We start from the raw sequence: 22630 nt of genomic DNA, 5'->3' as shown, positions 1-22630 counted from the left end.
GACCTCTTAAGATGCAGCCAGGATCTGGCTGACGTAGCGTGCCACCGCGCGTACGGCGCCCATCGTCACGGGGTAGTCCATCCTCGTGGGACCCAGCACGCCGAGCCGGGCCAGTTGGTTGTCGCCAGAACCGTATCCGGTTGCGACGATGGACGTGCCGCGAAGGTAGGGGTTTTCCGAGCCGATGCGCACGGTGAGCGCGGACGGGGTGTCTGTGGATGTCTCGCCGAGCAACCGCATGAGCACGACCTGCTCCTCCAGCGCCTCCAGCACGTCGCGCAGGCCGGTGGCGAAGTCGGCGCCCGCGAGATTGGCGGCGCCGGCGAACACGATCTTCTCGTCATGGCGTTCGACGAGGGTTTCGAGCAGCACCGACAGGATGGTGGCCACGGCGGGCCGATCCTCGGCGGGCAGCCGCTCGGGCAGGTCGGCGACCAGCTCGGGGACGTTGCTCAGCCCGCAGCCGTCGAGGCAGGAGTTGAGCACCGCGCGCAGGTGGGCGATGCGGTCGTCCTCCACCACCTCGGGCAGCTCGATCACGCGCTGCTCGACGCGCCCGGTGTTGGTGATCAGCACGAGCATGACCCGCCGGTCGTTGAGCGGGACCAGCTCGACGTGCCTGACCGTGGAACGGGTCAGCGTCGGGTACTGCACGACCGCGACCTGCCTGGTGAGCTGCGCGAGCAGCCGGACGGTGCGGAAGACCACGTCGTCGAGGTCGACCGCGCCGGCGAGGAAGGTCTCGATCGCCCGCCGCTCGGCCCCCGACAGGGGCTTGACCTGCGAAAGCCGGTCGACGAACAGGCGGTAGCCCTTGTCCGTCGGCACGCGGCCCGCGCTGGTGTGCGGCTGGGTGATGTAGCCCTCCTCCTCCAGAGCGGCCATGTCGTTCCTGACCGTTGCCGGGGAGACCTTGAGGTTGTGGCGCTCCGCGAGCGCCTTGGAGCCCACCGGTTCGTTGGTGGACACGTAGTCTTCGACAATGGCGCGGAGCACCGCAAGCTTCCGTTCGTCGAGCACGTGCTCACCTCCTGCCTCTGCCTAACAGGGAAACGACAGGTCTAGCACTCCGTGTTCCCGAGTGCCAAGTGTACGGCTCTCGCCCACAAGGTGCGATAACACCAGGTCCCATCCTGTTGCTAGCGACTTACAAGCGACAGGCCTCACACTTGCCGCATGACCGACAATTCCCAGCCCCCGCAGTACGGACCGCCCCAGGGGCAGGGTCCCTACTACGGTCAGCCGAACCAGTACGCCCAGCCGCCGTACCAGCCGCAGCAGCACGGCCAGCCGCCCTACCAGCAGCAACAGCCGCCCGCCCAGTACGGCCCCCCGCCCCAGTACGGCCAGCAGAACCAGTACGGCCAGCCCGACCAGTACGGCCAGCCCGACCAGTACGGCCAGCCCGGCCCCCACAACCAGTACGGCCCGCAGCCGCAGTTCCCCGCCAGGATCGACGGCAAGGCGATCAAGCCGCGCCTGTGGTGGATCGCCGTCGTGTGGGCCGTCGCGGTCGTGCTGGGCGTCGTGGGCGTGTTCGTGTTCGCCGGCGGCGTGCTGAGCAGCGTCTCGGACATGGCCCCGACGACCACGTTCGCGTCGGGCGAAAGCGTGAAGGTCGCGATCGACCCCGCCAAGCGCCCGGCCGTCTACATCGCCACCGACACGCGGGTCAACTACCAGTGCGAGATCTCCGGCGGCCCGGCCCAGGCCAGGCTGGTCAAGGTCTCCGGCACCCAGACGCTCAGCGCCGGCGGGACCACCTGGCAGGAGATCCTCGCCGTCAACGCCCCCGCCAAGGGCGACTACCAGCTGACCTGCGCCACGCAGGAGGAGTCCTCGGCCCGCTTCGGCGTGGGCCGTGACGTGCTCTCCGCGGCGGGCGGCCTGTTCGGCGGGGTGGCGGCGCTGTTCCTGTTCCCCGGCATCGGCCTGCTCATCGGCGTCATCGGCACGATCGTCGTCCTCGTCCGGCGCAGCGGCGCGCGTAAGCGCCTTGCGGTCAGCGGGTGATTTGCTACGGTCCCCGTGTGTACGAGGGTGATGTGCTGGCGGGCAATTGGCGGCGGCCGGGCAAGGGCAAGATCCCGAAGGTGCCCGCCGAACTCGACCTGGTCGTGGAGGACGCCGACAGCGGCTTCTGCGGCGCCGTGGTGGCCTGCGACAAGGAGGCCGTCACCCTTGAGGACCGGTTCGGCAAACGCCGCCTGTTCCCGCTGGCGCCGGCCGCGTTCCTGCTGGAGGGCAGGCCCGTGACGCTGGTGCGCCCGGCGGCCGCGGCCCCGGCGGGGCCCAGGCGCAGCGCGTCCGGGTCCATCGCCGTGGAGGGGCTGCGGGCCCGGGTCGCCAAGGAGAGCCGGATCTACGTCGAGGGCGTGCACGACGCCGCGCTCGTGGAGAAGATCTGGGGCCACGACCTGCGGGTCGAGGGGGTCGTGGTGGAGTACCTGGAGGGCGTGGACGACCTGCCCGCCATCGTGGCCGAGTTCGCCCCCGAGCCGGGCCGCAGGCTGGGCGTGCTGGTCGACCATCTGGTGCCGGGGTCGAAGGAGAGCCGGATCGCGGCCCGCATCACCTCGCCGCACGTGCTCGTCGTGGGTCATCCGTACATCGACATCTGGCAGGCGGTCAAACCGTCCGTGCTGCGCATCCCGGGCTGGCCCGACGTGCCGCGCGGGGTGCCGTGGAAGGAGGGCGTGCTCGCCGCACTGGGCTGGCGCATGGAGCCCGCGGACGCCTGGCGGCGCATTCTGGGCGCCGTCTCGTCCTACACCGACCTGGAGCCGGAGCTGCTCGGCCGGGTCGAGGAACTGATCGACTTCGTTACGGAGGCATCATGAGCCAGGCCCCGCCGTCCCCCGACGATCCCACCCCCGCCGACTCGGCCCCTGACGTCCCGCCGTACGACGTGCCCCGCGACCAGGGTTCGGGCCCCCAGCTCGGCTACGGCCAGCAGCCGGGCTCCCGGCCCGACTACGGGCGGCAGCCGCCGAGCGGGCCCGGCCAGCAGTCCGGCCAGCAGTCCGGCCACATGCCTCCGCCGCCCCGCTACGTGCCCCCGCCGCCGGGCTACGGCCAGGCCCCCGGCTACGGCGCCCAGCCGGGTCACGGCTACCCCGCCGGGCCGTACGTGCCCGGCCGGTTCGGCCCCCGCCGCGGCAGCGACGACACCACGATGGCCATGCTCGCCCACCTGCTGGGCCTGCTCGTCTCGTGGGTCGGCCCGCTGGTCATCTACCTGATGAAGAAGGACGAGTCCCCCTATGTCAGGGACCAGGCGGCCGAGGCGCTGAACTTCCAGATCACGATGTTCATCGGCTACGCGGTGGCGATCGTGCTGTCGCTGGTGCTGGTCGGCCTGCTGCTGTTCCCGATCATCTGGATCGTGTCGCTGATCTTCCACGTGCAGGCGGCCATCGCCACCAACCGGGGCGAGAACTACCGCTATCCGTTCGCCATCCGCCTGGTCACATGAGCTCGGTGATCAGGGCGTCGGCCAGCAGCCGCCCCTTGAGGGTGAGCACCATCCGGCCCGCCCTGAACGGCTCGGGCTCCAGCAGCCCGCGCGCCAGCGCGCTCGCCACCGCCGTGCGCGCGCCGGGGGCGACCTCGGCCAGCGGGTAGCCGGAGACCAGCCGCAGCTCCAGCATCAGCCGCTCGGCGGCCCGGTCGTCGCCGGTGAGCACCTCGCGCGCGTGCGCGGGCGAGGCGCCCGCCGCCAGGCGCTGGGCGTAGGCGGCCGGGTGCTTGACGTTCCACCAGCGGGTGCCGCCGACGTGGCTGTGGGCGCCGGGGCCGGCGGCCCACCAGTCGCCGCCGGTCCAGTAGAGCAGGTTGTGCCGGCAGCGGGCCTGCTCGGAGGTGGCCCAGTTGGACACCTCGTACCAGGAGAAACCGGCCTCGGTCAGCAGCTCCTCGGCGATCAGGTAGCGGTCGGCGGCGACGTCGTCGTCGGGCATGGGCAGCTCGCCGCGCCGGATGCGGGCCGCGAGCCTGGTGCCCTCCTCCACGATCAGCGAGTACGCCGACACGTGGTCGGGCCCGGCCTCGATCGCGGCGGCCAGCGAGGCCCGCCAGTCGTCGTCGGACTCCCCCGGCGTGCTGTAGATGAGGTCGAGGTTGACGTGCTCGAACCCGGCCGCCCGCGCCTCCTGGACGGCCCGCGCCGGGCGGCCCGGCGTGTGCCTGCGGTCGAGCACCTGGAGCACGTGCTCACGCGCGCTCTGCATGCCGAAGCTGACCCGGTTGAAGCCGCCCTGACGGAGTTTGTCGAGGTAGGAGGGGTCGACGGACTCGGGGTTGGCCTCGGTGGTGACCTCCGCCCCCGGCCGCAGCCCGAACTCGGCGTCGATGGCGGCCAGGACGCGCGCCAGGTCCTCGGGAGGCAGCAGCGTGGGCGTGCCGCCGCCGAAGAACACCGTCTCCACGGGCAGGTCGGCGTCGCCGAGGACGCGCCGGGCCAGGCGCACCTCGGCCACGACCGTGTCGGCGTAGTCGCGGTGGGAGGCGCCGGGCCCTAGCTCGGCGGCGGTGTAGGTGTTGAAATCGCAGTAGCCGCAGCGGGTGACGCAGAACGGCACGTGCACGTAGAAGCCGAACGGGCGCTCGCCGAGCCCGCGCAGCGCGCTGTCGGGCAGCTCGCCGGAGGCGGGCGCCGGATCGCCGTCGGGCAGGGTGGATGGCACGTCATCCAGTGTGCCTGCTCACGGGGGTGCTCCGAGCCATCGAAGGAGGCCGCACATGACGGGCGTCGGGATCGTGGGCGCGGGCATCTCCGGGCTGACGCTGGCCCTGCGGCTGCAGCAGCTCGGCGTCGCGACCACGCTCTACAGCGAGGGCGACGCGGCGGACCTGGGCCGCGGGCGGCTGCCGAACACGGTCGGCAGGATGGGCCGCGCGCAGGCCCGGGAGCGGGAGCTGGGCAGCCTGCACTTCCTCGACCCCGGCTGCCTGCTGGTCAGCGGCAGCCTCTCGATCAAGGGCGATCCGCCGCTGGAGTTCACCGGCCGCGTGAGCGAGCCGTTCCACGGGGTCGACTTCCGGGTGCTGCTGCCGGCGCTCATGGACGACTACACCGGCAGGGGCGGCCGCCTGGTCGTCGATCCCCTCCCGCCGGACGCGGGCCAGGTCGCCCGCTGGTCGCGCGGCCACGAGCTGATGGTGGTGGCCACCGGGCGGCGCTCGGTGCGCGAGCTGTTCCCGCGCATTCCGGCCTGGTCGCCGTACGGGGCGCCGCAGCGGATCCTGGCCGCCGGGCTGTTCCACGGGTTCGATCCGGGGCCCGCCTTCGGCTTCAACATCTCGCCCGGCTGCGGCGAGATCCTGTGCATGGCGATGATGACGCGGTCGGGCGTGCACGGCGGCGTCCTGGTCGAGGCGATCCCCGGCGGGCCGCTCGACGTGCTGGCCCGGGTGCCCGCCGACGAGTTCTGCGAGACGCTGCTCGCCCTGCTGCCCGAGCACGCGCCGCGCCTGGCCGAGCTGATCGATCCGGCGGCGTTCGAGCTGCTCGGACCGGAGGACCTGCTGCAGGGCGCGATCACGCCGGTCGTGCGCGAGGCGGTGGCCGAGCTGCCCGGCGGCGTCGTGGCGCTGGCGATCGGCGACGCCTGGGTCGCCAACGACCCGATCACCGGGCAGGGCGCGAACCTGGGCTCGGCCTGCGCCTGGATCGCGGCCGAGGCCATCGCGGCGGGCGGCCCGTACGACGCGGCGTTCGCGCGGGGGACGGCCCGGCGCATGTGGGTGGCGGCCGAGCCGGTCGTCGCGTGGACGAACGCCTTCCTGCGGCCGCCGGCGGAGCACGTCCTCACCCTGCTCGAAGCCGCCGCGACCAGGCAGGAGGTGGCCGATCTGGTGCTGTCGCTGTTCGGCGACCCGGCGCGCGCGTGGCGGCTGTTCTCCAGCGCCGAGGAGGTGGCGCGCGTCGTTGACGGCACGGGGTGACGGTTCTACGATCGCGTCAACTTATAGGAAAGTTTCTTATAAGTTCACCCCCCAGGAGCGCCCGTGAAGAAGATCCTCCTCGCACTCTCGCTCTTACTCGGGCTCACGGCGGTGTCCGTGCCCGCCGAGGCCCATCCCGGATTCAAGCGGGTCGCCTACTTCATCCAGTGGGGCGTGTACGGGCGCAACTACCACGTCAAGGACGTGGACACCAGCGGCGCCGCCGCCAAGCTCACCCACCTCAACTACGCCTTCGGCTTCGTCAGCGCCGAGGGCGCCTGCTACTCGGCCGACCCCTGGGCCGACTGGCAGCGTCCGGTGCCGGCCGAGCAGAGCGTGGACGGCGTCGCCGACCAGCCGGGCCAGGCGCTCAACGGCAACCTCAACCAGCTGCGCAAGCTCAAGGCCAGGCACCCCGGCCTCAAGGTGCTGATCTCGCTCGGCGGCTGGACCGGGTCCAAGTACTTCTCCGACGCCGTGCTCACCGCCGAGTCACGGTCCGCGCTGGCCCGCTCGTGCGTCGACCTGTGGCTGCGCGGCAACCTGCCGGGCCTGGAGCCGGGCGCGGGCGCCGGCGTGTTCGACGGCGTCGACCTGGACTGGGAGTGGCCGGGCTCGGCGGGCAACGACGGGAACGTGATCAGGCCGGAGGACCGGCGCAACTTCACCCTCTTCGTCGAGGAACTGCGCGCCCAGCTCCGGGCCTTCTCGGCGAGCTCCCAGCTCACCGCCTTCCTCCCGGCCGCCGCCGCGAAGATCGACGCCGGTTTCGAGGTGCGCCGGGTGTTCCGGTCGCTCGACTTCGCCACCGTCCAGGGGTACGACCTGCACGGCACCTGGGAGTCGCGGACCGGGCACAACGGGAACCTGTTCACCGACCGGCGCGACCCCAACCCCGTCAGGTACAGCGTGGACCAGACCGTCCGCGACTACCTGTCGCGCGGCGCGCCCGGCCGCAAGATCGTCGTGGGCGTGCCCGCGTACGGGCAGGGCTGGACCGGCGTGACCGGCGGCGGCGACGGCCTCTGGCAGCCCGCGACCGGACCAGCGGCCGGCAAGTGGGGGCCGGGCAGCGAGGACTACAAGGACCTGGCCGCCAAGCCCGGCAAGCGCTACCGGGACGTGCGCACCGGCGCGATGTGGCTGTACGACGGCAACGAGTTCTGGTCCTACGACGACCCGGCGTCGCTGCTGGAGAAGGCGGCCTACATCCGGCTCAAGGGCCTGGGCGGCTCGATGATGTGGTCGATCGACCAGGACGACGCCCGCGCCTCCCTCACCTCGGCCCTGTACGCCGTGCTGCGCTGACCGGCGCCCGGCCGGGTGGAGGCGGTCTCCAGCCGCCCGGCCGGATGGAGGCGGTCTCTAGCTGACCATCCGGCCGGCCCGCGCGGCCAGCTCGTCCCATTCCGGGGCGTGGCCGGGGACCGCGAGCACCCGGGCCAGCGCGTCGGCGTCGCCGTGGCGGGCGCGGAAGGCGTCCGCCACCGTCATCCCGGCCGCCGGGCGCGAGACGATCTCCACCTCGTCGCCCGCGCCCAGCTCGCCCGGCTCGACCACGGCCAGGTAGGCGCCCGGCCGCGCGGCCCCGGTGAAGCGCTTGAGCCAGCCCGGCTCGTCCATCCAGTTGCGGAACACCACGCAGGGGATGCGCGGGCCGGTGACCTCCAGCAGGGCGCTGCCGACGCGCCACCGCTCGCCCACGAGGGCGTCGTTGACGGCGAGGCCGGCGGTGGTCAGGTTCTCCCCGAAACGGCCGTCGCGCAGGTCGCGGCCGAGCTCGCCCTGCCACCAGTCGTAGTCTTCGCGGGCGTAGGCGTAGACGGCCTGGGTGGGGGCGCCGTGGTTGGGCGTGTCGGCCCGCTCGTCGCCGGCCAGGCCGTTGCGCAGCACCTCCACCCGGTGGCGCACGGCCCGCTTGTCGATCGCCGTACGGCCGAGCTTGCCGGCCCATTCCGCGTCGAAGGACAGCCCGACGTTGACGGAGAGGATGCGCATGCCGCGACGGTAGCGGACGGACGGCCACCCGGCGCACCGATTTTTCCGCCTTTCTCAGCCTTTCAGCGGAGAAGAACAGACATGTGCCCATTCGGCCTGTTCGCCGAGCCGTCACCCGCGCCCGTCGCCGGGCTCCGGCGCCACCCGGGCGAGCTGGGAGTCGGTGTCGAACTCGGCCAGTTGTAACAGGGTCTCCAGGGCCGCCTGCCGGGTCTCCTCGACCGAGCCGCCGCGTTCGCCGAAACACTCGGCCGCGACGTCGAGCAGCGCCGCCACCACCGCCGCGTCGGGATAGGGCACGTCGACCACCACCCTGCCGTCGCCGCCCACCTCGGCGGGTCGCAGGTGAAGCCGCAGCAGCCGCCGGGTCTCCTCCGCCACGGCCACCCCCAGCACAGCGGCACGCTCGAATCGCTCAGAAGCAATCACGTCACCCTCCAGTAGCACTGGTGTTCGGGAACAGCAAAGGTAGCGACCGGCACCGACAGAATCGGCTCTCCCGCCCCGGGGAAGGCGGCGGGACGGCCCCGCGGACCGGTCACGCGGGCGGCCGCCGGGGTGGCTACGCTCGAACGGTGAGCGGTTTGATCATCGAAGTCACGGACCTGTCCGTCGAGCTCGGGGGCAATCCGGTGCTCCGGGGCCTCGACCTGGCCGTCGAGCCGGGTGAGGTCGTGGCGGTCGTCGGGCCCAACGGATCGGGCAAGTCCACGTTGCTGCGCTGCCTGGCCGGCCTCCAGCCCGCCACGTCCGGCGCGGTCCATCTGTTCGGCGCCGAGCCCGCCGACGACGCGTCCTTCTGGCGCCGGGTGGCGCTGCTCGGCGACGAGCCCGCCTGGTACCCCGGGCTGACCGCGCGCGAGCACCTGGAGCTCATGGGCGCCGTGTACGCCGAGGCGCGCATGACGGTGGACTCGGCGCTGGAGGAGTTCGCGCTGACCGAGCGGGCCGACGCGCCGCCGCTCAACCTGTCCACCGGCCAGCGCCAGCGCCTCTGCCTGGCCGCCACGCTGCTGCGGCCGAGCACGCTGCTGCTGCTCGACGAGCCCGAACGCGGCCTCGACGCGGCCTTCCGCGTCCGGCTCGGGGAACTGCTGGAGGAGTACGCCGACGAGGGCGGCACCGTGGTGATGGCCACCCACGACCAGACCCTGGCCGACGCCGCCCGCCGGGTCTCCCCCGCCGGGGTGCCCGCATGAGCGGCCACGCCGTCGTCCGGAAGAGCGGCCTGACGGGGAAGGCGGGCGGGCGGTGAGCGCGGGCGAGGTGAGCGTGCGGTCGGTGCGGGCGTTCGTCCGGGCGCGCGGGCGGGCCCGGGCCGGGCTGGTCGATCGTTACGTCAGCCTGTTCGGCCTGTGCATGCTGCTCGCCGTCGTCGGGCAGCCGCTGTCCTCGGTGGTCTCCGGCCTGGGCGGGACGGTCGAGCCGGGGCGGATGGGCGCGGGGGTCGCCCTGGTGCTGCTGGGGTTCGCGGGCTGCCTGGCGCTGGCGCGGGCGGCCGGGCCGGTGATGCTGCCCGCGGCGGAGGCGTCCTGGTTGCTGACCTCGCCGCTGGACCGGCGGCGGCTGCTCGGGCGTTCCGGGCGGCTGCTCATGGTCGTCGCGCTGGTGGCCGGGCTGCTGCTCGGGCTCGGGCTGCTGGCGGCGCTCGGCGCGCCGGGCGCGCTGGTGTGGCGGCTGCTGGCCGCGCTGGCGGTGGCGACGGCGGCGAGCGTGGCGGGCATGGCGCTGGCGATGCTCGCCCAGTCCTCCCCGACCTGGAACCTGTGGCTGACCGGCGTGCTGGTCGCGCTCCTGTTGCTGGCCGTGGTCGCCGTGAGCGGCCAGGCCCGTACGGCGCTCGCGGCCGCCGCGAACGCGCCCCTGCCGGCGCTGGCGGCCACGGCGTCGGCCATGGCCGCGCTCGCCGCCGTCCTGGCCCGCCGGGCGTGGGGGTCGCTGGCCGCCATCCCCACCCGTCTGCTGCTGACCGCCTCCACCCGGGCCGGGCACGTCACCAGCGCCGCCGTCACCCTCGATCCCGGCGCGCTGACCTGGATCGCCGAGGACAACCACTGGCGGGCCAGGAAGCTCGCCTCGCGGGCGTGGCCGGGAATGCCCGCGCCGCTCGCGCTGGCCTGGCAGGACTGGGTGCGGCTCGGCCGCCGGCCCTGGCGGCTGGCGGCCACGGCGGCGAGCGCGGCGTTGCCCGCCGTGTTCGCCCAGGCGGGCGCCGCTCCGGCGGCTCTCGGGCTGGTCGTGCTCGGCGGCGCGCTGGCGGTGGCGGCGTCCGGTACGTCCGGCGCGCGCCGGGACGCCGACAACCCCGCCCTGGCCCGGCTGATCGGCGTGGGCCGGCGTCCGGCGCTGGCGGCGCGGGCGCTGCTGCCCGGCCTGCTGGGCGGCGCGTGGGCGACCCTGGCCCTGGCCGGCGTCGCGGCGGTGGGCGGCCTTCCGTCCGGCACGTGGGTGTTCGGGCTGCTCACCGCGCCCGCGCTCGCGGCCGGCGCGCTGCGGATGGCCAGGAGGGGGCCGGTCGACCATTCGATGCCGGTCATCGACACCCCCGCCGGCACGATCCCGACCGGCCCGGTGCTGTGGGCGGCGACGGGCGCCGACCTGGCGCTGCTCGGCTGCCTGCCCGCGGTGGTCGCGCTGGCCACCGGGCCGGCCGCGGCGGGCGGGTTCCTGGCGGCCCAGGCGGTGGCGGGCCTGGTGGCGCTGGCGGGCGTCCTGGTGAGCTCCCGTCGGGGCCCCCGCCCGTGAGCGGTCAGGCGACGTAGAGGTCGCTCGGCACGCCGCCGTACGGGATCGTGCGCTCCCTGTGCAGGCCGGCCTTCTCCGCCACCCGGCGGGAGGGCTCGTTGCCGTCCCCGATCAGGGCGACCACGGTGCCGAGGTCGCGCCCGACGCGCAGGGCCGCCCTGGCGAGCTCGACCGCGTACCCGTGGCCCCAGGCGGCGGGGCGGAATCGGTAGTACAGGTGGAGCACGTCCGCGCCGTCCAGGGCCGCGTGCCGCAGGCCGCCGACGCCCAGCACCTGCGATCCCTCCGTCAGCCGGGCGGCCCAGTAGCCGATCCCCCGGTCCGCCCAGTCGGCCAGCCACAGGTCGAGCATGACCCGGCTGGCCTCCAGGTCGACGGTGGGCCCGGCGGCGCTGTAGACGTTCGTCCGCGGGTCGGAGTGGATCTCGTGCACGGCTTCGAGGTCCTCCGGGCGGATCCGGGAGAGGACCATTCGTTCCGTATGCACCACTTCCACCCTTTCAGGGTATCCGCTTCCATCGCTAAGCTATCGCTGCCAATCGGATAGCGATGGAGGAGCGCCGATGGACATCGCCCGCGTGCAGGCCTCGCTGCGCCTGATGGCCCGCGGCCTGGAGGAGCTGGCCGCCGCGCTCGGCGAGGAGGAGCCGGACGAGGCCGAGCGCACGGCCCGCGTCATCGCGGAATGGGGACGCCGCGGCCTCACCCAGAAGGAGGCGTCGGCGCTGTTCCAGCGGCACGGCTTCGCCCCCCAGACCACGGGCGGCTGGGCCCGCGGCGAATGGGTGGAGCTCGGCGACGACGGCCTGCGCTACCTCACCGCCAAATCGCACGCCTGGCTGGCTGAACGATCATGACCTTCTCGGTGCCCATCGCCGTACGCGGCTACGAGCTCGACACCCGGGGCCACCTCGACAACGTGGTCTACCACCAGTACGGCGACCACGCCCGCTGGGAGTGCCTGCGCGCGGCCGGCGTCGGGGTCAGGCAGGAGTTCAGGGGCGCGGACGGCGAGCCGGCCGCCGAGCTGACCGGCGTCGGCGGCCTGATGGACCTGCGGGCCCGCCGCCTGCTCCCCGACCCGGGCCGGCACTGGCGGGCGCTCGCGCGAACGCCCGCCGTGCCGGGCCCGTAGTCGGCTACTTCTTGGTCTTGTCGGCGGCGGCGCCGGAGTCGGTGGACAGCGCGGCGACGAAGGCCTCCTGGGGCACCTCGACGCGGCCGACCATCTTCATCCGCTTCTTGCCCTCCTTCTGCTTCTCCAGCAGCTTGCGCTTACGGGAGATGTCACCGCCGTAGCACTTGGCCAGGACGTCCTTGCGGATGGCCCGGATGTTCTCGCGGGCGATGACCCGGGCGCCGATGGCGGCCTGGATCGGCACCTCGAACTGCTGCCGCGGGATCAGCTCGCGCAGCTTCTTGGCCATGTCGACGCCGTAGGAGTACGCCTTGTCCTTGTGGACGATCGCGCTGAAGGCGTCGACGGCCTCGCCCTGCAGCAGGATGTCGACCTTGACCAGCTCGGCCTCCTGCTCGCCGGCCGGCTCGTAGTCGAGCGAGGCGTAGCCGCGGGTGCGCGACTTGAGCTGGTCGAAGAAGTCGAAGATGATCTCGCCGAGCGGCAGCGTGTAGCGGATCTCGACGCGGTCTTCCGACAGGTAGTCCATGCCGAGGAGCTGGCCGCGCCGCCCCTGGCAGATCTCCATGATCGCGCCGATGAACTCGGCCGGCGCCAGGATCGTGGACTTGGTGACCGGCTCGAAGACCTGCGCGATCTTGCCGCCCGTCGGGAACTCGGACGGGTTGGTGACCGTGAGCTCCTTGCCGTCCTCCATCACCACGCGGTAGACCACGTTGGGCGCGGTGGAGATCAGCGACAGGCCGAACTCGCGCTCCAGGCGCTCGCGCACGATCTCCATGTGCAGCAGGCCGAGGAAGCCGACACGGAAGCCGAAGCCGAGCGCGGCCGAGGTCTCCGGCTCGTAGATCAGCGCGGCGTCGTTGAGCTGGAGCTTGTCGAGCGCCTCGCGCAGCTCGGGGTACTCGTCGCCGTCGATCGGGTAGAGCCCGGAGAACACCATCGGCTTGGGGTGCTCGTAGCCGGCCAGCATCTCCTTGGCGGGCTTGACCGAGGAGGTGACGGTGTCACCCACGCGCGACTGGCGCACGTCCTTCACGCCGGTGATCAGGTAGCCCACCTCGCCGACGCCGAGGCCGCGCTCGGCGGGCTTGGGCTCGGGCGAGATGACGCCGATCTCCAGCGTCTCGTGGGTGGCGTTGGTGGACATCATGAGGATGCGCTCGCGCTTGCTCAGATGGCCGTCGATGACCCTGACGTACGTCACGACGCCGCGGTAGGTGTCATAGACGGAGTCGAAGATGAGCGCCCGCGCGGCGGCGTCGGCCTGGCCCACGGGCGCCGGGACGGTCGCCACCACGTGGTCGAGCAGCTCGCGCACGCCCACGCCGGTCTTGCCGGACACCTTGAGCACGTCGGAGGGGTCGCAGCCGATCAGGCCGGCCAGCTCCTCGGCGAACTTCTCCGGCTGGGCCGCCGGCAGGTCGATCTTGTTGAGCACCGGGATGATGTGCAGGTCGGCGTTCATGGCCAGGTAGAGGTTGGCCAGCGTCTGCGCCTCGATGCCCTGCGCGGCGTCGACCAGCAGGATCGCGCCCTCGCACGCCTGCAGCGAGCGGGACACCTCGTAGGTGAAGTCGACGTGCCCGGGGGTGTCGATCATGTTGAGGACGTGGCCGTCCCAGGGCAGGCGCACGGCCTGCGACTTGATCGTGATGCCGCGTTCGCGCTCGATGTCCATCCGGTCGAGGTACTGGGCGCGCATGGAGCGGTCGTCGACCACGCCGGTGATCTGCAGCATCCGGTCGGCAAGGGTCGATTTGCCATGGTCGATGTGCGCGATGATGCAGAAGTTGCGGATCAACGCGGGGTCGGTCTGGCCAGGCTGAGTGCGCACCGAAGTCCGTTTCGACAGGGTTGAGGTCAAGCGTCTTTCATGGTGACATGCCCAGATGATGATCCGGACCGTCGTCCGCCGCGGCCTGCGCCTGATCGCGCTGGCCTTGGCCGTCGTGGTGGCGCTGGCCGGCCTGCTCGCCGTCGCGCTCCGCCTCCAGTTTACCGGTGCCCCGGCGGCCTGGGCGAAGAGCACCGGCAACGACGCCCTCTGGCTCGGCCACGCCTGGGTCGACGGCCGCCGTACGGAGCGGGACGTGGAACGACTCGCCGCCCGCCTGCGCACCACCGGCATCAAGGACGTGTACGTCCATTCCGGCCCGTTCGAGCGGGACGGCCGCCTTGACCCCGCCAAGCACCCCAAGGCAGCAGATTTCGTGACATGGATGCATCGGCACCTGCCCGGCGTCCGCGTCTCCGCCTGGCTGGGCCAGTCCGTCGAGAACGGCCTCGACCTCGACGACGCCCGTTCCCGCGCGAACGTCCTGGCCGGCGTGGCCGCCGTCATGAAGGCGGGCTACGACGGCGTCCACTACAACTTCGAGCCGATCGGCGACGGCGACACCGAGTTCCTCGACCTGCTGGAACGCACGCGGGCCCATACGAGGCTGCTGTCCGCCTCGACCCCGCAGATCGAGCCCTATCCCCTCATGCGCCCGGCGGCCAGGCTCGCGCTCGGCCACGACAAGTACTGGTCGCAGGGCTACTTCCAGGAGGTCGTGAACCGGGTGGACCAGGTCGCGATCATGACCTACGACTCGGGCGCGCCCGCCCAGTCCCTGTACGGCGGCCACGTGGCCAGACAGGCCGCGCTCGCCCTCGACCTCGTCCCGCGGGACAAGTCCCTGTTCGTCGGCGCCCCCGCCTACCACGACCACGGCCTGCCCTGGCTGGACGCCGCCGAGAGCGTGGCGACGGCCGCCGAGGGCGCCCGGCTGGCCCTGTCCGAGCACGGCCGCCGCGAGCGCTTCGGCCTGGCCCTGTACGTCGATTTCGCCGCCACCGAAGAGGACTGGAAGGAGTACATGACCCGCTGGCTGGCCTAAACTGGGAGCACCCGGGGCGTTGATTTGAGCAGCCACCTGGGTTATTGGTACCCTGTTCACTTGCGTGTGGCGCGCCCTCTCTCGAGCCCGCGCGCCCCATCCATCCTTAGACTTTCACCGAGGCTTCTTCGTGGCGAACATCAAGTCCCAGATCAAGCGCAACAAGCAGAACGAGAAGGCGCGTCTGCGCAACAAGGCGGTCAAGTCCTCTCTGAAGACGGCCGTCCGCAAGTTCCGCGAGGCCGCCGAGCAGGGCGACGTCGAGCAGGCCGCGGCGCTGCAGCGCGTCGCCGCCCGCCAGCTCGACAAGGCCGTCAGCAAGGGCGTCATCCACAAGAACCAGGCCGCCAACCGCAAGTCGGCGATCGCCAAGCAGGCTGCCGCTCTGGCCGCCAAGTAAGCTCCCGCCGTCCGGCGAAGTCCGGGCGCGCGCTGACGCCGCACTCCTTCATGGGGTGCGGCGTTCTTGGTTTTGTGCACTTTTTGTCACAGTTTTGATATCACATCGGCATCGCCGCCGGGTATCGGCTGAGCATCCCTTAACAAGATCACTTGCTTCCCGTCCGCCCTCTCCGTGAGGGTTCACTAAACGGACGAAGGGGGACACATGCGGGGGCCGTTGGTCGTCAAACGGGCGTTCAGCGAGCCGTTGCTCCTTCTGGCCGCGTTCGGCTCGATCCTGCTGGCCACCACCACGCTGGTGGCGCTGACCATGTACGCCTCCTCCATCGCCGACGCCGGCGTGCGCAGGACGATGGAGACCGCCTCCCTGCGCCAGACGTCCGCGACGATCAGCGCGCCGGTCACGGACAAGACGTTCCCCGTCTACGACCGGGCGGTCCGCGCCGAACTGACCAAGGCGTACACCAAGGCGCCGGCGCTCACCACGAGCTTCCGCTCCGACTCCTACGCCATGCCCGGCCAGGAGAAGCGCGAGCGGCCCGAACTGCTCAGGTTCGGCAGCTACGACGGCCTCGACCAGCACGCCAAGCTCGTCTCCGGCGCCTGGCCCAAGCCCGCCGACGGCCGGGTGGAGGCGGCGGTCTCGCTGTCGGCGGCCTCGGCGGCCGGGTTCAAGGTCGGCCAGGAGCTGACCACCGTGGGACGGCTGTCGCCGGAGCCCGTCCAGGTGCGCATCACCGGCGTGTTCCAGCTCGACGACCCCTTCGGCGAGCGCTGGACCGGGGAGCAACTGCTCAGCAGAGGCGTCGAACGCGGCGACTTCACCACGTACGGGCCGCTGATGGTCTCCCGCGAGACGTTCATCGGCCGCTTCGCCACCAATGTGAACGCCACCTGGACCGCCGAGCCCGACCTGCGCTCCCTGACGCCGGCCCAGCTGCGCCCGCTGGCCGCGGCGGTCGGCGAGGTGGGCGCGCACCTGAAGGCCGGCGAGTGCCCGAGCTGCGTGACCACCAGCCGCCTGCCCGAGATGCTCACCCAGCTCGACACCGCCTCGCTGGTGGCCCGCTCCACCATGCTGATCCCAGTGCTGCAGTTGCTGCTGCTGGCGGCGTACGCGCTGATGCTCACCGCGCGCCTGCTGGCCGACCACCGGCGCATGGAGGTGGCGCTGCTGCGCTCGCGCGGCGCGGGCACGCTGCGGCTGGCCGCGCTGGCCGGGGGCGAGGCGATGCTGGTCGCGGTGCCGTGCGCGATCGTCGCGCCGTTGCTCGGGCCGCCGCTGCTCGGGCTGGTGAGCCGGCTGCCCTGGATCAAGGCGTCGGGCGTGCGGCTCGACCCCTCGGCCGGCCTGGGCACGTTCCTGGTGTCGGTGGCCGTGGCCGTGGCCTCCGCGGTGCTGCTGGTGCTGCCCGCGCTGGCGGGCGCGCGGCGCACGTACGTGGAGGAGCAGTCGGCGCGCGGGCGCGGCGGCGGGCGCGGGCTGATCCAGCGCGCCGGCGCCGACGTCGCGCTGCTGGTCGTGGCCGGCCTCGCGATCTGGCAGCTCCAGCACTACGGCGCGCCGGTCACCACGACCGCGGGCGGCGGGCTCGGCATCGACCCGCTGATCATCTCCGGTCCCGCGCTGGCCCTGCTCACCGGCGGCATGCTCGGCCTGCGGCTGGTCCCGCGCATCTCCGCGGTGGCCGAGCGGATCACCTCCAGGCGTCCATCCCTCGCCCCGGCGCTCGGCGCCTGGCAGGTCAGCAGGCGCCCGCTCAAGTACGCCGGCCCCGCGCTGCTGCTCACCATGGCCATCGCCATCGGCATCGTGTCCATGGCCACCGCCGCCACCTGGCGCGCCTCCCAGCTCGACCAGGCCCGCCACCAGGCGGGGGCCGACCTGCGCCTGTCGGGCCCGCCGGACGCCCCCGAGCTCGGCCCGCTGGGCCGCGGCACGGCGTTCACCGCCCTGCCCGGCGTGACCGCCGCCTCGCCCGTCTTCCGCGGCCAGACCGAGGTCAGCAGCGAGAACGCCATCCTCATCGGGATCGACGCGGCCAAGCTCGGCACGCTGTTCCAGCTCCGCCCCGACCTGGCCGACCGGCCCGTCGCGGAGATCTCCCGGGCGCTGGCCGGGCCGCAGGCCGGCAAACTGGACCTGCCGGGACAGCCGGCCGCGCTCACCCTGCGCGCCACCGCGGACGCCGAACTGCCGGTGCGGCTGGTCCTGTCCGACGCCCTCGGAGTGTGGCGCGACGTGTCGCTGGGCGTGCTGAAGGCGGGCGAGAACACCCTCGACGTGGACCTCGCCGCGCTGGCGGGGCGGAGCGGGAAGATCACCTACCCGCTGTCGCTGCGCGGGCTGGTCGCGAGCGCGCCGCCCTCGGGCAGCGGCAGCCTGACGGTGACCGGGATCAGCGCCGACGGGCGGCCGGTGACCGCGCCCGCCGTGTCGGTGAAGGCGACCGGGCGGCAGCCCGCGACGGCCCTCTTCGGGTCGCCGCCCGTCCAGGGGCCGCTGCCCGTGGTGCTGACCGCCGGTCTGGCCGAGTCGCTCAAGCTGGGCGTCGGCCAGGTGGGACGGGCCAGCATCGACCGCAGGGTCATGGACGTCAAGGTCGTGGCGGTCGTGGAGACGATGCCGACGACGACCGCCGGGCAACACGCCGTACTGGCCGACTGGGGGACGATGCAGGCGCAGGATCTGGCGGCGGCGCAACTGCCGAGGCCCGCCACCGAGTGGTGGCTCGCCACCCCGGACGGCCGGGCGGCGGCGGCGCTCACCGGCCGCCCCGCATGGGACGTCACCGCGATCGACCAGCGCACCCTGGCCGCCAAGATGCAGGACGACCCGCTGGCCAGCGGCCTCCAGGGCGCGCTGATGCTGGGCTTCCTCGCGGCGCTGGTGTTCGCGGCGCTCGGCTTCCTGGTCAACGCGGCGGTCGCGGCCCGCGAGCGGATGAACGAGTTCGCGATCCTGCGGGCGCTCGGCGTGAGCTCCCGGCAGGTGTTCGGGATGCTGGCGATCGAGCAGACGTTCGTGATCGGGCTGTCGCTGGCGGCCGGGACCGGGCTCGCCGTGGTCGTGGGCATGCTCGTGGTGCCGCACATCGTGCTGACCGGGCAGGCGTCGGCGGTCACCCCCGGCGTGGTGCTCGACATCCCGTGGGGCGCCACGGGGGCCATGCTCGCCGGGGTGGCCGCCGTGCTGCTCGCCATCGTCGCCGGACTGGCGCGCAACCTGCGCAGGCAGGGTCTCGGCATTCGGGAGGAACAGTGAGGATCCCGCTGCTGGCCCGCACGCACCTGGGCGCGGTGGCCGTGCTCTTCGTGCTGACGCTGAGCGCCTGCCTGCTCGTCGCGGGGCTGCCCAGGGCGATGCAGTCGTCGTTCGACCAGGCGCTGCGCGACGCGCTGCGGACCGCCTCCGCCGAGCAGGCCGACCTGACCGTGACCGTCGGGTCGATGTCGAAGGAAGAGGACCTGCACGAGCGCGACCAGTTCGAGTCCAGGGACCGGCGCTGGCGCCAGCTCGTGCCCGCGGCGCTGCGGCCGCTGGTGGTGCCGGCCGGCACGGGCGACAGCCACATGAGCGCCAAGACCGTGGTCACCCCGATCCACGGCTCGGGCGGGACCATGTTCATGAACCTCGGCTGGCTGTCCGACGCCGACCGGCGGGTGGACTGGGTCCAGGGGCAGGCGCCGGGCAAGCCCTCGACCATGCGCTTCGAGGGCGAGACGATCCCGCTCATCGAGGTGGGCCTGGTCGAGTCCGCGCTGACCGCGATGGACCTGAAGATCGGCCAGGTCAAGGTGCTCGGTGAGAGCCACTACGTGGCGGTGAAGCTGGTCGGCGCCTTCAAGGCCAAGCAGGCCGGCGACCGTTACTGGAGCCACAACAGCGACATCCTGTCCGTCACCCGGATATTGCCGCCGGGCAAGCTGGAGTTCGAGAAGCACATCACGACGATCATGTCCGACGCCGGGCTGACCGCGCTCAGCGGCGACGGGCGCAACCTGTCCTACAACTGGGTGCTGCCCGTCGCCCCGGACAAAGCGGACGCGCTGGCCACGACCGACCTCCAGGCGGCCGTCAGCGAGTTCGAGCGGGTGATCGGGTTGCAGGCGTCGGGCTCGTACAGCCCGTACCGGGTGGTGACCGCGCTGCCCAAGCTGCTGACGGACTTCCTGGCCGCCCAGTCCACCGCGCAGACCGTGATGTACCTGGTGCTCGGCGGCCTGCTGCTGGTCGCGGTCGGCGTGATCGTGCTGGCGGTGCAGCTGCTGTCCGGCCGGCTCGACCACACGCTGGCGCTGACGCGGGCGCGTGGCGGGTCGCTGGGGCAGGTGGCGGGCACCGGCGCGGCGCTGACCGCGCTCGCCGTCGTGCCCGCCGGGCTCGCCGGGTACGGGCTGTCCTGGTTCGTCCCCGGGCCCGTGCTGCCGATCGTGCACGTCGGACCGCTGCTGGTGATGGTGGCCGCCGTCGGGTTCACCGCCGCCGGGCTGGCCGTCACCCACCGGGTGCCGCTGCACGAGCAGCGCGCGGACGTCAGCACCGCCCGTCCGTCCGCCCGCCGGCTCACGCTGGAGGTGCTGGTCGTGGTGCTCGCGCTGGCCGGGGCGTACCTGCTGCGCACCCGCGGGCTGGCCGCCTCGGCCGGGTTCGACCCGTTCCTGCTGGTGGTGCCGATCGCGCTGACGCTCGCCGCGGCGGTGATCATCCTGCGCTGCTACCCGTACCCGCTGCGGCTGCTCGTCCGGCTGACCGCGCGGCGGCCCGGGGCCGTGCCGTTCCTGGGGTTGACCAGGGCGGCCAGGGCGCGCTCCGCGTCGGTGCTGCCGGTGCTGATCCTGCTGCCCGCGCTCGGCGTGTCGGTGTTCGCCGCGGTGATCTCCGACGGGCTGGTGAGCACGCAGCGGCTGGCGTCCTGGCAGCAGGTGGGCGCGCCGGTCAAGGTGACGTCCCGGGTGGAGATCCCGGCCGACGTGATCGAGCGGGTGCGCAAGGTCGCCGGCGTCGGGCAGGTCGTGCTCGCGCAGACCGGACGGGTCCAGATCGGGTACGGCGCCGAGCGCGCCGAGGCCATCGCCGTGAACCTGCCCGAGTGGCGGCGGCTGCTGGTGGACGCGCCGATCGAGGTGCCCACCGGGAGCGGCGGCGCCTTCGTCTCGCCCGACCTGAAGGGGCGGGGCACGTACGAGATCGGCTGGCAGTCGCGGCTCAAGGTGCGCGAGGGCGGTGTGATCACCTCCGTGCCCGGCTTCTACAACCAGGGCAAGTTCGTGATCCTGCCGATGGAGTCCCTCGTGCGGCCCGCCGTGAACACCCTGCTCATCAGCGGCAACCCCGCGCTCGACGAGCTGCACCGGCTGGTCCCGCTCAGCACCGTGGAATCCCAGGCCCAGGCGCTGGCCGCCATCCAGGACGACCCGCTGACCAGCACCGTGCGCACCACGCTGGTCGTGGTCACGGTGGCGCTGGCCGCGTACGCGCTGGTCGCCGTCATCCTCTCGCTGGTGATCGGCGCGGCCGACCGGGCCAGGGCGCTGTCGTTCCTGCGCACACTGGGCCTGTCGGACCGGCAGGCGCAGCGGCTCACCGTCCTGGAGATCATGCCGATGATCCTGCTAACCGCCCTGGCCGGCCTGCTGCTCGGCCTCGGGCTGCCCGCGGCGCTCGGGCCGGGCGTCGACCTGTCCTCCTACGCCGGCGACCTGCCCGTCGGCGACTACTCCCTAGACCTGATCACGCCGACCGCGCTGGCGGCCGGGCTGGCCGTCGTGGCCGTGCTCGGCGCGTACACGCACACCGCCATCAGCCGCCGTCGCAGCATCGGCGCCGTCCTTCGAGTGGGGGACCTCACATGAACCCGACCCTGTCAGAGCTGGAAGCCAAGGCCACGCGGGAGAAGACCGCGTTCGGCGCCGACGCGCACATCGTCTGCGACAACCTGGTGCGCATCTACAAGACCGAGGGCGTCGAGGTCGTCGCCCTGCAGGGCCTCGACCTGGTGATCGACAAGGGCGAGCTGGTGGCCATCGTCGGCGCGTCCGGGTCGGGCAAGTCCACGCTGCTCAACGTGCTGTCGGGGCTCGACGTGCCGACCGCGGGGGTGGCCAGGGTCGCGGGAACCGACCTGCTGGCGATGACGGCCAAGGACCGGCTGCGCTACCGGCGTTCCGTGGTGGGCTTCATCTGGCAGCAGACCGCGCGCAACCTGCTGCCGTACCTGACCGCCAGGGAGAACGTCGAGCTGCCCATGAAGCTGGCCGGCGGCGGACGGGCGCGCCGCGCCCGCGCCGGCGAGCTGCTGGAGCTCCTCGGCGTCGGCTACTGCGCCGACCGCCGCACGCCCGAGATGTCGGGCGGCGAGCAGCAGCGGGTCGCCATCGCCGTCGCCCTGGCCAACGAGCCGCAGCTCATCCTGGCCGACGAGCCCACCGGCGAGCTGGACAGCGAGACGTCCGAGCAGGTCTTCGAATCCCTGCGCAAGGCGAACCGGGAGCTCGGCGTGACCGTGGTCATCGTGACCCACGACCCGCTGGTGTCGGAGCAGGTGGACCGCACCGTGGGCATCCGCGACGGACGTACCAGCAGCGAGACGCTGCGGCGCGAGGGCGCCGAGGGGCAGATCGTCGCCGAGGAGTACGCCGTGCTCGACCGGGTGGGCCGCCTGCAGCTCCCCCGCGACTTCATGAACGCCCTGGACATGGAACGCCGGGTGCGCCTCGAACTCGAATCCGACCACATCGGCGTCTGGCCCGCCCGAGAGGAGCCTTCCCATGAGCAATGAGCCCCTGGTCGTGGTGGAGGGGGTCCGCAAGGTCTACCGGAGCGGGCCCAAGGAGGTCGTCGCGCTGCGCGAGGTGTCCTTCGAGGTGTTCCCCGGCGAGCTGGTGGCGGTCCGCGGACGTTCGGGGTCGGGCAAGACCACGCTGCTCAACCAGATCGGCGGCCTGGACCGTCCGGACGCCGGACGGGTCGTCGTGGACGGGCACGAGGTCACGTCCATGTCCGAGGACGCCCTGCTGGCGCTGCGCCGGGACGTGGTGGGCTTCGTGTTCCAGTCGTTCGGGCTGATCCCCGTGCTGTCGGCGGCCGAGAACGTGGGGGTGCCGATGCGGCTGGCCCGCGTGCCGTCCGCCGAGCGGGAGGAGCGGGTCCGGCTGCTGCTGGCGCTGGTGGGGCTGGACAAGCACATGAACCAGCGGCCGTACGAGCTGTCGGGCGGGCAGCGGCAGCGGGTGGCGATCGCCCGCTCTCTGGGCAACCGGCCCAGGCTGCTGGTGGCCGACGAGCCGACGGGACAGCTCGACTCGCAGACCGGGCGGCAGATCATGGAGCTGTTGCGCGCGCTGGTGCGCAGCGAGGGGGTGACGGCGCTGGTCGCCACGCACGACCCCAGCCTGATCACGCTGGCCGACCGGGTGCTGGAGATCAGCGACGGCGTCGTCCGCGAGGCCGCCCTCACCTGACCCGCCCGCTCCTCCCCCGTCCTCACCTGACCCGCTCCCTCCTCTCCCACCGTCA

Annotated in this window: 21 protein-coding genes; 15 read left to right on the top strand and 6 right to left on the bottom strand. The window is 72.7% G+C overall.

Annotated elements, in window-relative coordinates; translation table 11 throughout:
- Positions 1-6: 6 nt before the first annotated feature.
- Entirely contained in the window at positions 7-1020 is a 1014-nt protein-coding gene (gene hrcA, locus ACIBQ8_RS13940) for a heat-inducible transcriptional repressor HrcA (protein ID WP_352324080.1), read from the bottom strand.
- 156 nt (positions 1021-1176) lie between these two features.
- Here hrcA and ACIBQ8_RS13935 point away from each other — a divergent pair, with 156 nt between their 5' ends.
- Genes ACIBQ8_RS13935 through ACIBQ8_RS13925 form a run of 3 tightly spaced genes read left to right on the top strand, consistent with a single transcriptional unit; the run spans position 1177 to position 3475 of the window.
- Positions 1177-2013, top strand: coding sequence for a DUF456 domain-containing protein (locus ACIBQ8_RS13935; RefSeq protein WP_397192075.1), 837 nt, complete (start codon positions 1177-1179; stop codon positions 2011-2013).
- A gap of 17 nt (positions 2014-2030) precedes the next feature.
- Positions 2031-2840: a DUF3097 domain-containing protein gene (locus tag ACIBQ8_RS13930; RefSeq protein ID WP_397175571.1), complete on the top strand. Its 810-nt coding sequence runs from the start codon at positions 2031-2033 to the stop codon at positions 2838-2840.
- Complete coding sequence (locus tag ACIBQ8_RS13925) at positions 2837-3475, top strand: DUF4870 domain-containing protein (RefSeq protein WP_397192074.1); 639 nt, start codon at positions 2837-2839, stop codon at positions 3473-3475. The genes ACIBQ8_RS13930 and ACIBQ8_RS13925 overlap by 4 nt, the downstream gene beginning before the upstream one ends.
- Here the strand turns inward: ACIBQ8_RS13925 and hemW are convergent.
- Positions 3468-4685 carry a radical SAM family heme chaperone HemW gene (hemW, locus tag ACIBQ8_RS13920; protein WP_397192073.1) on the bottom strand — a complete coding sequence of 406 codons (1218 nt, stop codon included), beginning with the start codon at positions 4683-4685 and terminating at the stop codon, positions 3468-3470. The two genes, ACIBQ8_RS13925 and hemW, sit on opposite strands and share 8 nt — an antisense overlap.
- Positions 4686-4740: 55 nt before the next feature.
- Here hemW and ACIBQ8_RS13915 point away from each other — a divergent pair, with 55 nt between their 5' ends.
- A complete protein-coding gene (locus ACIBQ8_RS13915; protein ID WP_397175566.1) occupies positions 4741-5946 on the top strand; it encodes a styrene monooxygenase/indole monooxygenase family protein in 1206 nt (401 codons plus the stop codon).
- A gap of 63 nt (positions 5947-6009) precedes the next feature.
- On the top strand, positions 6010-7254 hold the full coding sequence (locus ACIBQ8_RS13910) for a glycoside hydrolase family 18 protein (protein WP_397175564.1): 1245 nt from the start codon (positions 6010-6012) through the stop codon (positions 7252-7254).
- 57 nt (positions 7255-7311) lie between these two features.
- Here the strand turns inward: ACIBQ8_RS13910 and ACIBQ8_RS13905 are convergent, their stop codons facing one another.
- Together ACIBQ8_RS13905 and ACIBQ8_RS13900 are read right to left on the bottom strand one after the other, a co-directional pair.
- Positions 7312-7944, bottom strand: a complete 633-nt coding sequence (locus ACIBQ8_RS13905; protein ID WP_397175562.1) for an MOSC domain-containing protein — start codon at positions 7942-7944, stop codon at positions 7312-7314.
- 111 nt (positions 7945-8055) lie between these two features.
- Positions 8056-8373, bottom strand: a complete 318-nt coding sequence (locus ACIBQ8_RS13900) for a hypothetical protein (RefSeq protein ID WP_397175560.1) — start codon at positions 8371-8373, stop codon at positions 8056-8058.
- Positions 8374-8519: 146 nt separating this feature from the next.
- Between ACIBQ8_RS13900 and ccmA the strand changes: the two genes are divergently transcribed.
- Both ccmA and ACIBQ8_RS13890 read left to right on the top strand, forming a co-directional pair.
- Positions 8520-9143, top strand: a complete 624-nt coding sequence (gene ccmA, locus ACIBQ8_RS13895) for a heme ABC exporter ATP-binding protein CcmA (RefSeq protein ID WP_397175558.1) — start codon at positions 8520-8522, stop codon at positions 9141-9143.
- A gap of 52 nt (positions 9144-9195) precedes the next feature.
- The gene (locus ACIBQ8_RS13890; protein ID WP_397192072.1) at positions 9196-10689 is read left to right on the top strand and encodes a DUF6297 family protein; all 1494 of its coding nucleotides are present in this window, start codon (positions 9196-9198) and stop codon (positions 10687-10689) included.
- 4 nt (positions 10690-10693) lie between these two features.
- Here ACIBQ8_RS13890 and ACIBQ8_RS13885 read toward each other — a convergent pair whose 3' ends face one another.
- On the bottom strand, positions 10694-11176 hold the full coding sequence (locus tag ACIBQ8_RS13885) for a GNAT family N-acetyltransferase (protein WP_397192071.1): 483 nt from the start codon (positions 11174-11176) through the stop codon (positions 10694-10696).
- Positions 11177-11252: 76 nt separating this feature from the next.
- Here ACIBQ8_RS13885 and ACIBQ8_RS13880 point away from each other — a divergent pair, with 76 nt between their 5' ends.
- On the top strand, positions 11253-11546 hold the full coding sequence (locus ACIBQ8_RS13880) for a hypothetical protein (protein ID WP_397175553.1): 294 nt from the start codon (positions 11253-11255) through the stop codon (positions 11544-11546).
- Positions 11543-11824, top strand: a complete 282-nt coding sequence (locus tag ACIBQ8_RS13875) for a hypothetical protein (protein WP_397175551.1) — start codon at positions 11543-11545, stop codon at positions 11822-11824. The genes ACIBQ8_RS13880 and ACIBQ8_RS13875 overlap by 4 nt, the downstream gene beginning before the upstream one ends.
- Before the next feature lie 4 nt (positions 11825-11828).
- Here ACIBQ8_RS13875 and lepA read toward each other — a convergent pair whose 3' ends face one another.
- Positions 11829-13664 carry a translation elongation factor 4 gene (gene lepA, locus ACIBQ8_RS13870; protein ID WP_397175549.1) on the bottom strand — a complete coding sequence of 612 codons (1836 nt, stop codon included), beginning with the start codon at positions 13662-13664 and terminating at the stop codon, positions 11829-11831.
- Positions 13665-13719: 55 nt separating this feature from the next.
- Here lepA and ACIBQ8_RS13865 point away from each other — a divergent pair, with 55 nt between their 5' ends.
- The 6 genes from ACIBQ8_RS13865 (at position 13720) to ACIBQ8_RS13840 (ending at position 22575) form a co-directional block, all read left to right on the top strand.
- On the top strand, positions 13720-14709 hold the full coding sequence (locus ACIBQ8_RS13865; RefSeq protein WP_397175547.1) for a hypothetical protein: 990 nt from the start codon (positions 13720-13722) through the stop codon (positions 14707-14709).
- A gap of 130 nt (positions 14710-14839) precedes the next feature.
- Positions 14840-15109 (top strand): 30S ribosomal protein S20, encoded by a 270-nt coding sequence (rpsT, locus tag ACIBQ8_RS13860; RefSeq protein ID WP_106235424.1) that lies wholly within the window; start codon positions 14840-14842, stop codon positions 15107-15109.
- Between the two features lie 207 nt (positions 15110-15316).
- Positions 15317-18376 (top strand): ABC transporter permease, encoded by a 3060-nt coding sequence (locus ACIBQ8_RS13855; RefSeq protein ID WP_397175546.1) that lies wholly within the window; start codon positions 15317-15319, stop codon positions 18374-18376.
- A complete protein-coding gene (locus ACIBQ8_RS13850) occupies positions 18373-20967 on the top strand; it encodes an FtsX-like permease family protein (protein ID WP_397192070.1) in 2595 nt (864 codons plus the stop codon). Before ACIBQ8_RS13855 ends, ACIBQ8_RS13850 begins: the two co-directional genes overlap by 4 nt.
- On the top strand, positions 20964-21893 hold the full coding sequence (locus tag ACIBQ8_RS13845) for an ABC transporter ATP-binding protein (RefSeq protein WP_397175542.1): 930 nt from the start codon (positions 20964-20966) through the stop codon (positions 21891-21893). Before ACIBQ8_RS13850 ends, ACIBQ8_RS13845 begins: the two co-directional genes overlap by 4 nt.
- Positions 21883-22575: an ABC transporter ATP-binding protein gene (locus tag ACIBQ8_RS13840; RefSeq protein WP_397175540.1), complete on the top strand. Its 693-nt coding sequence runs from the start codon at positions 21883-21885 to the stop codon at positions 22573-22575. Before ACIBQ8_RS13845 ends, ACIBQ8_RS13840 begins: the two co-directional genes overlap by 11 nt.
- The last annotated feature ends 55 nt before the right edge of the window (positions 22576-22630 follow it).

Source organism: Nonomuraea sp. NPDC049646 (assembly GCF_044465525.1).
Classification (GTDB): Bacteria; Actinomycetota; Actinomycetes; order Streptosporangiales; family Streptosporangiaceae; genus Nonomuraea.
This window is presented reverse-complemented; position numbering and strand designations above follow the sequence as displayed.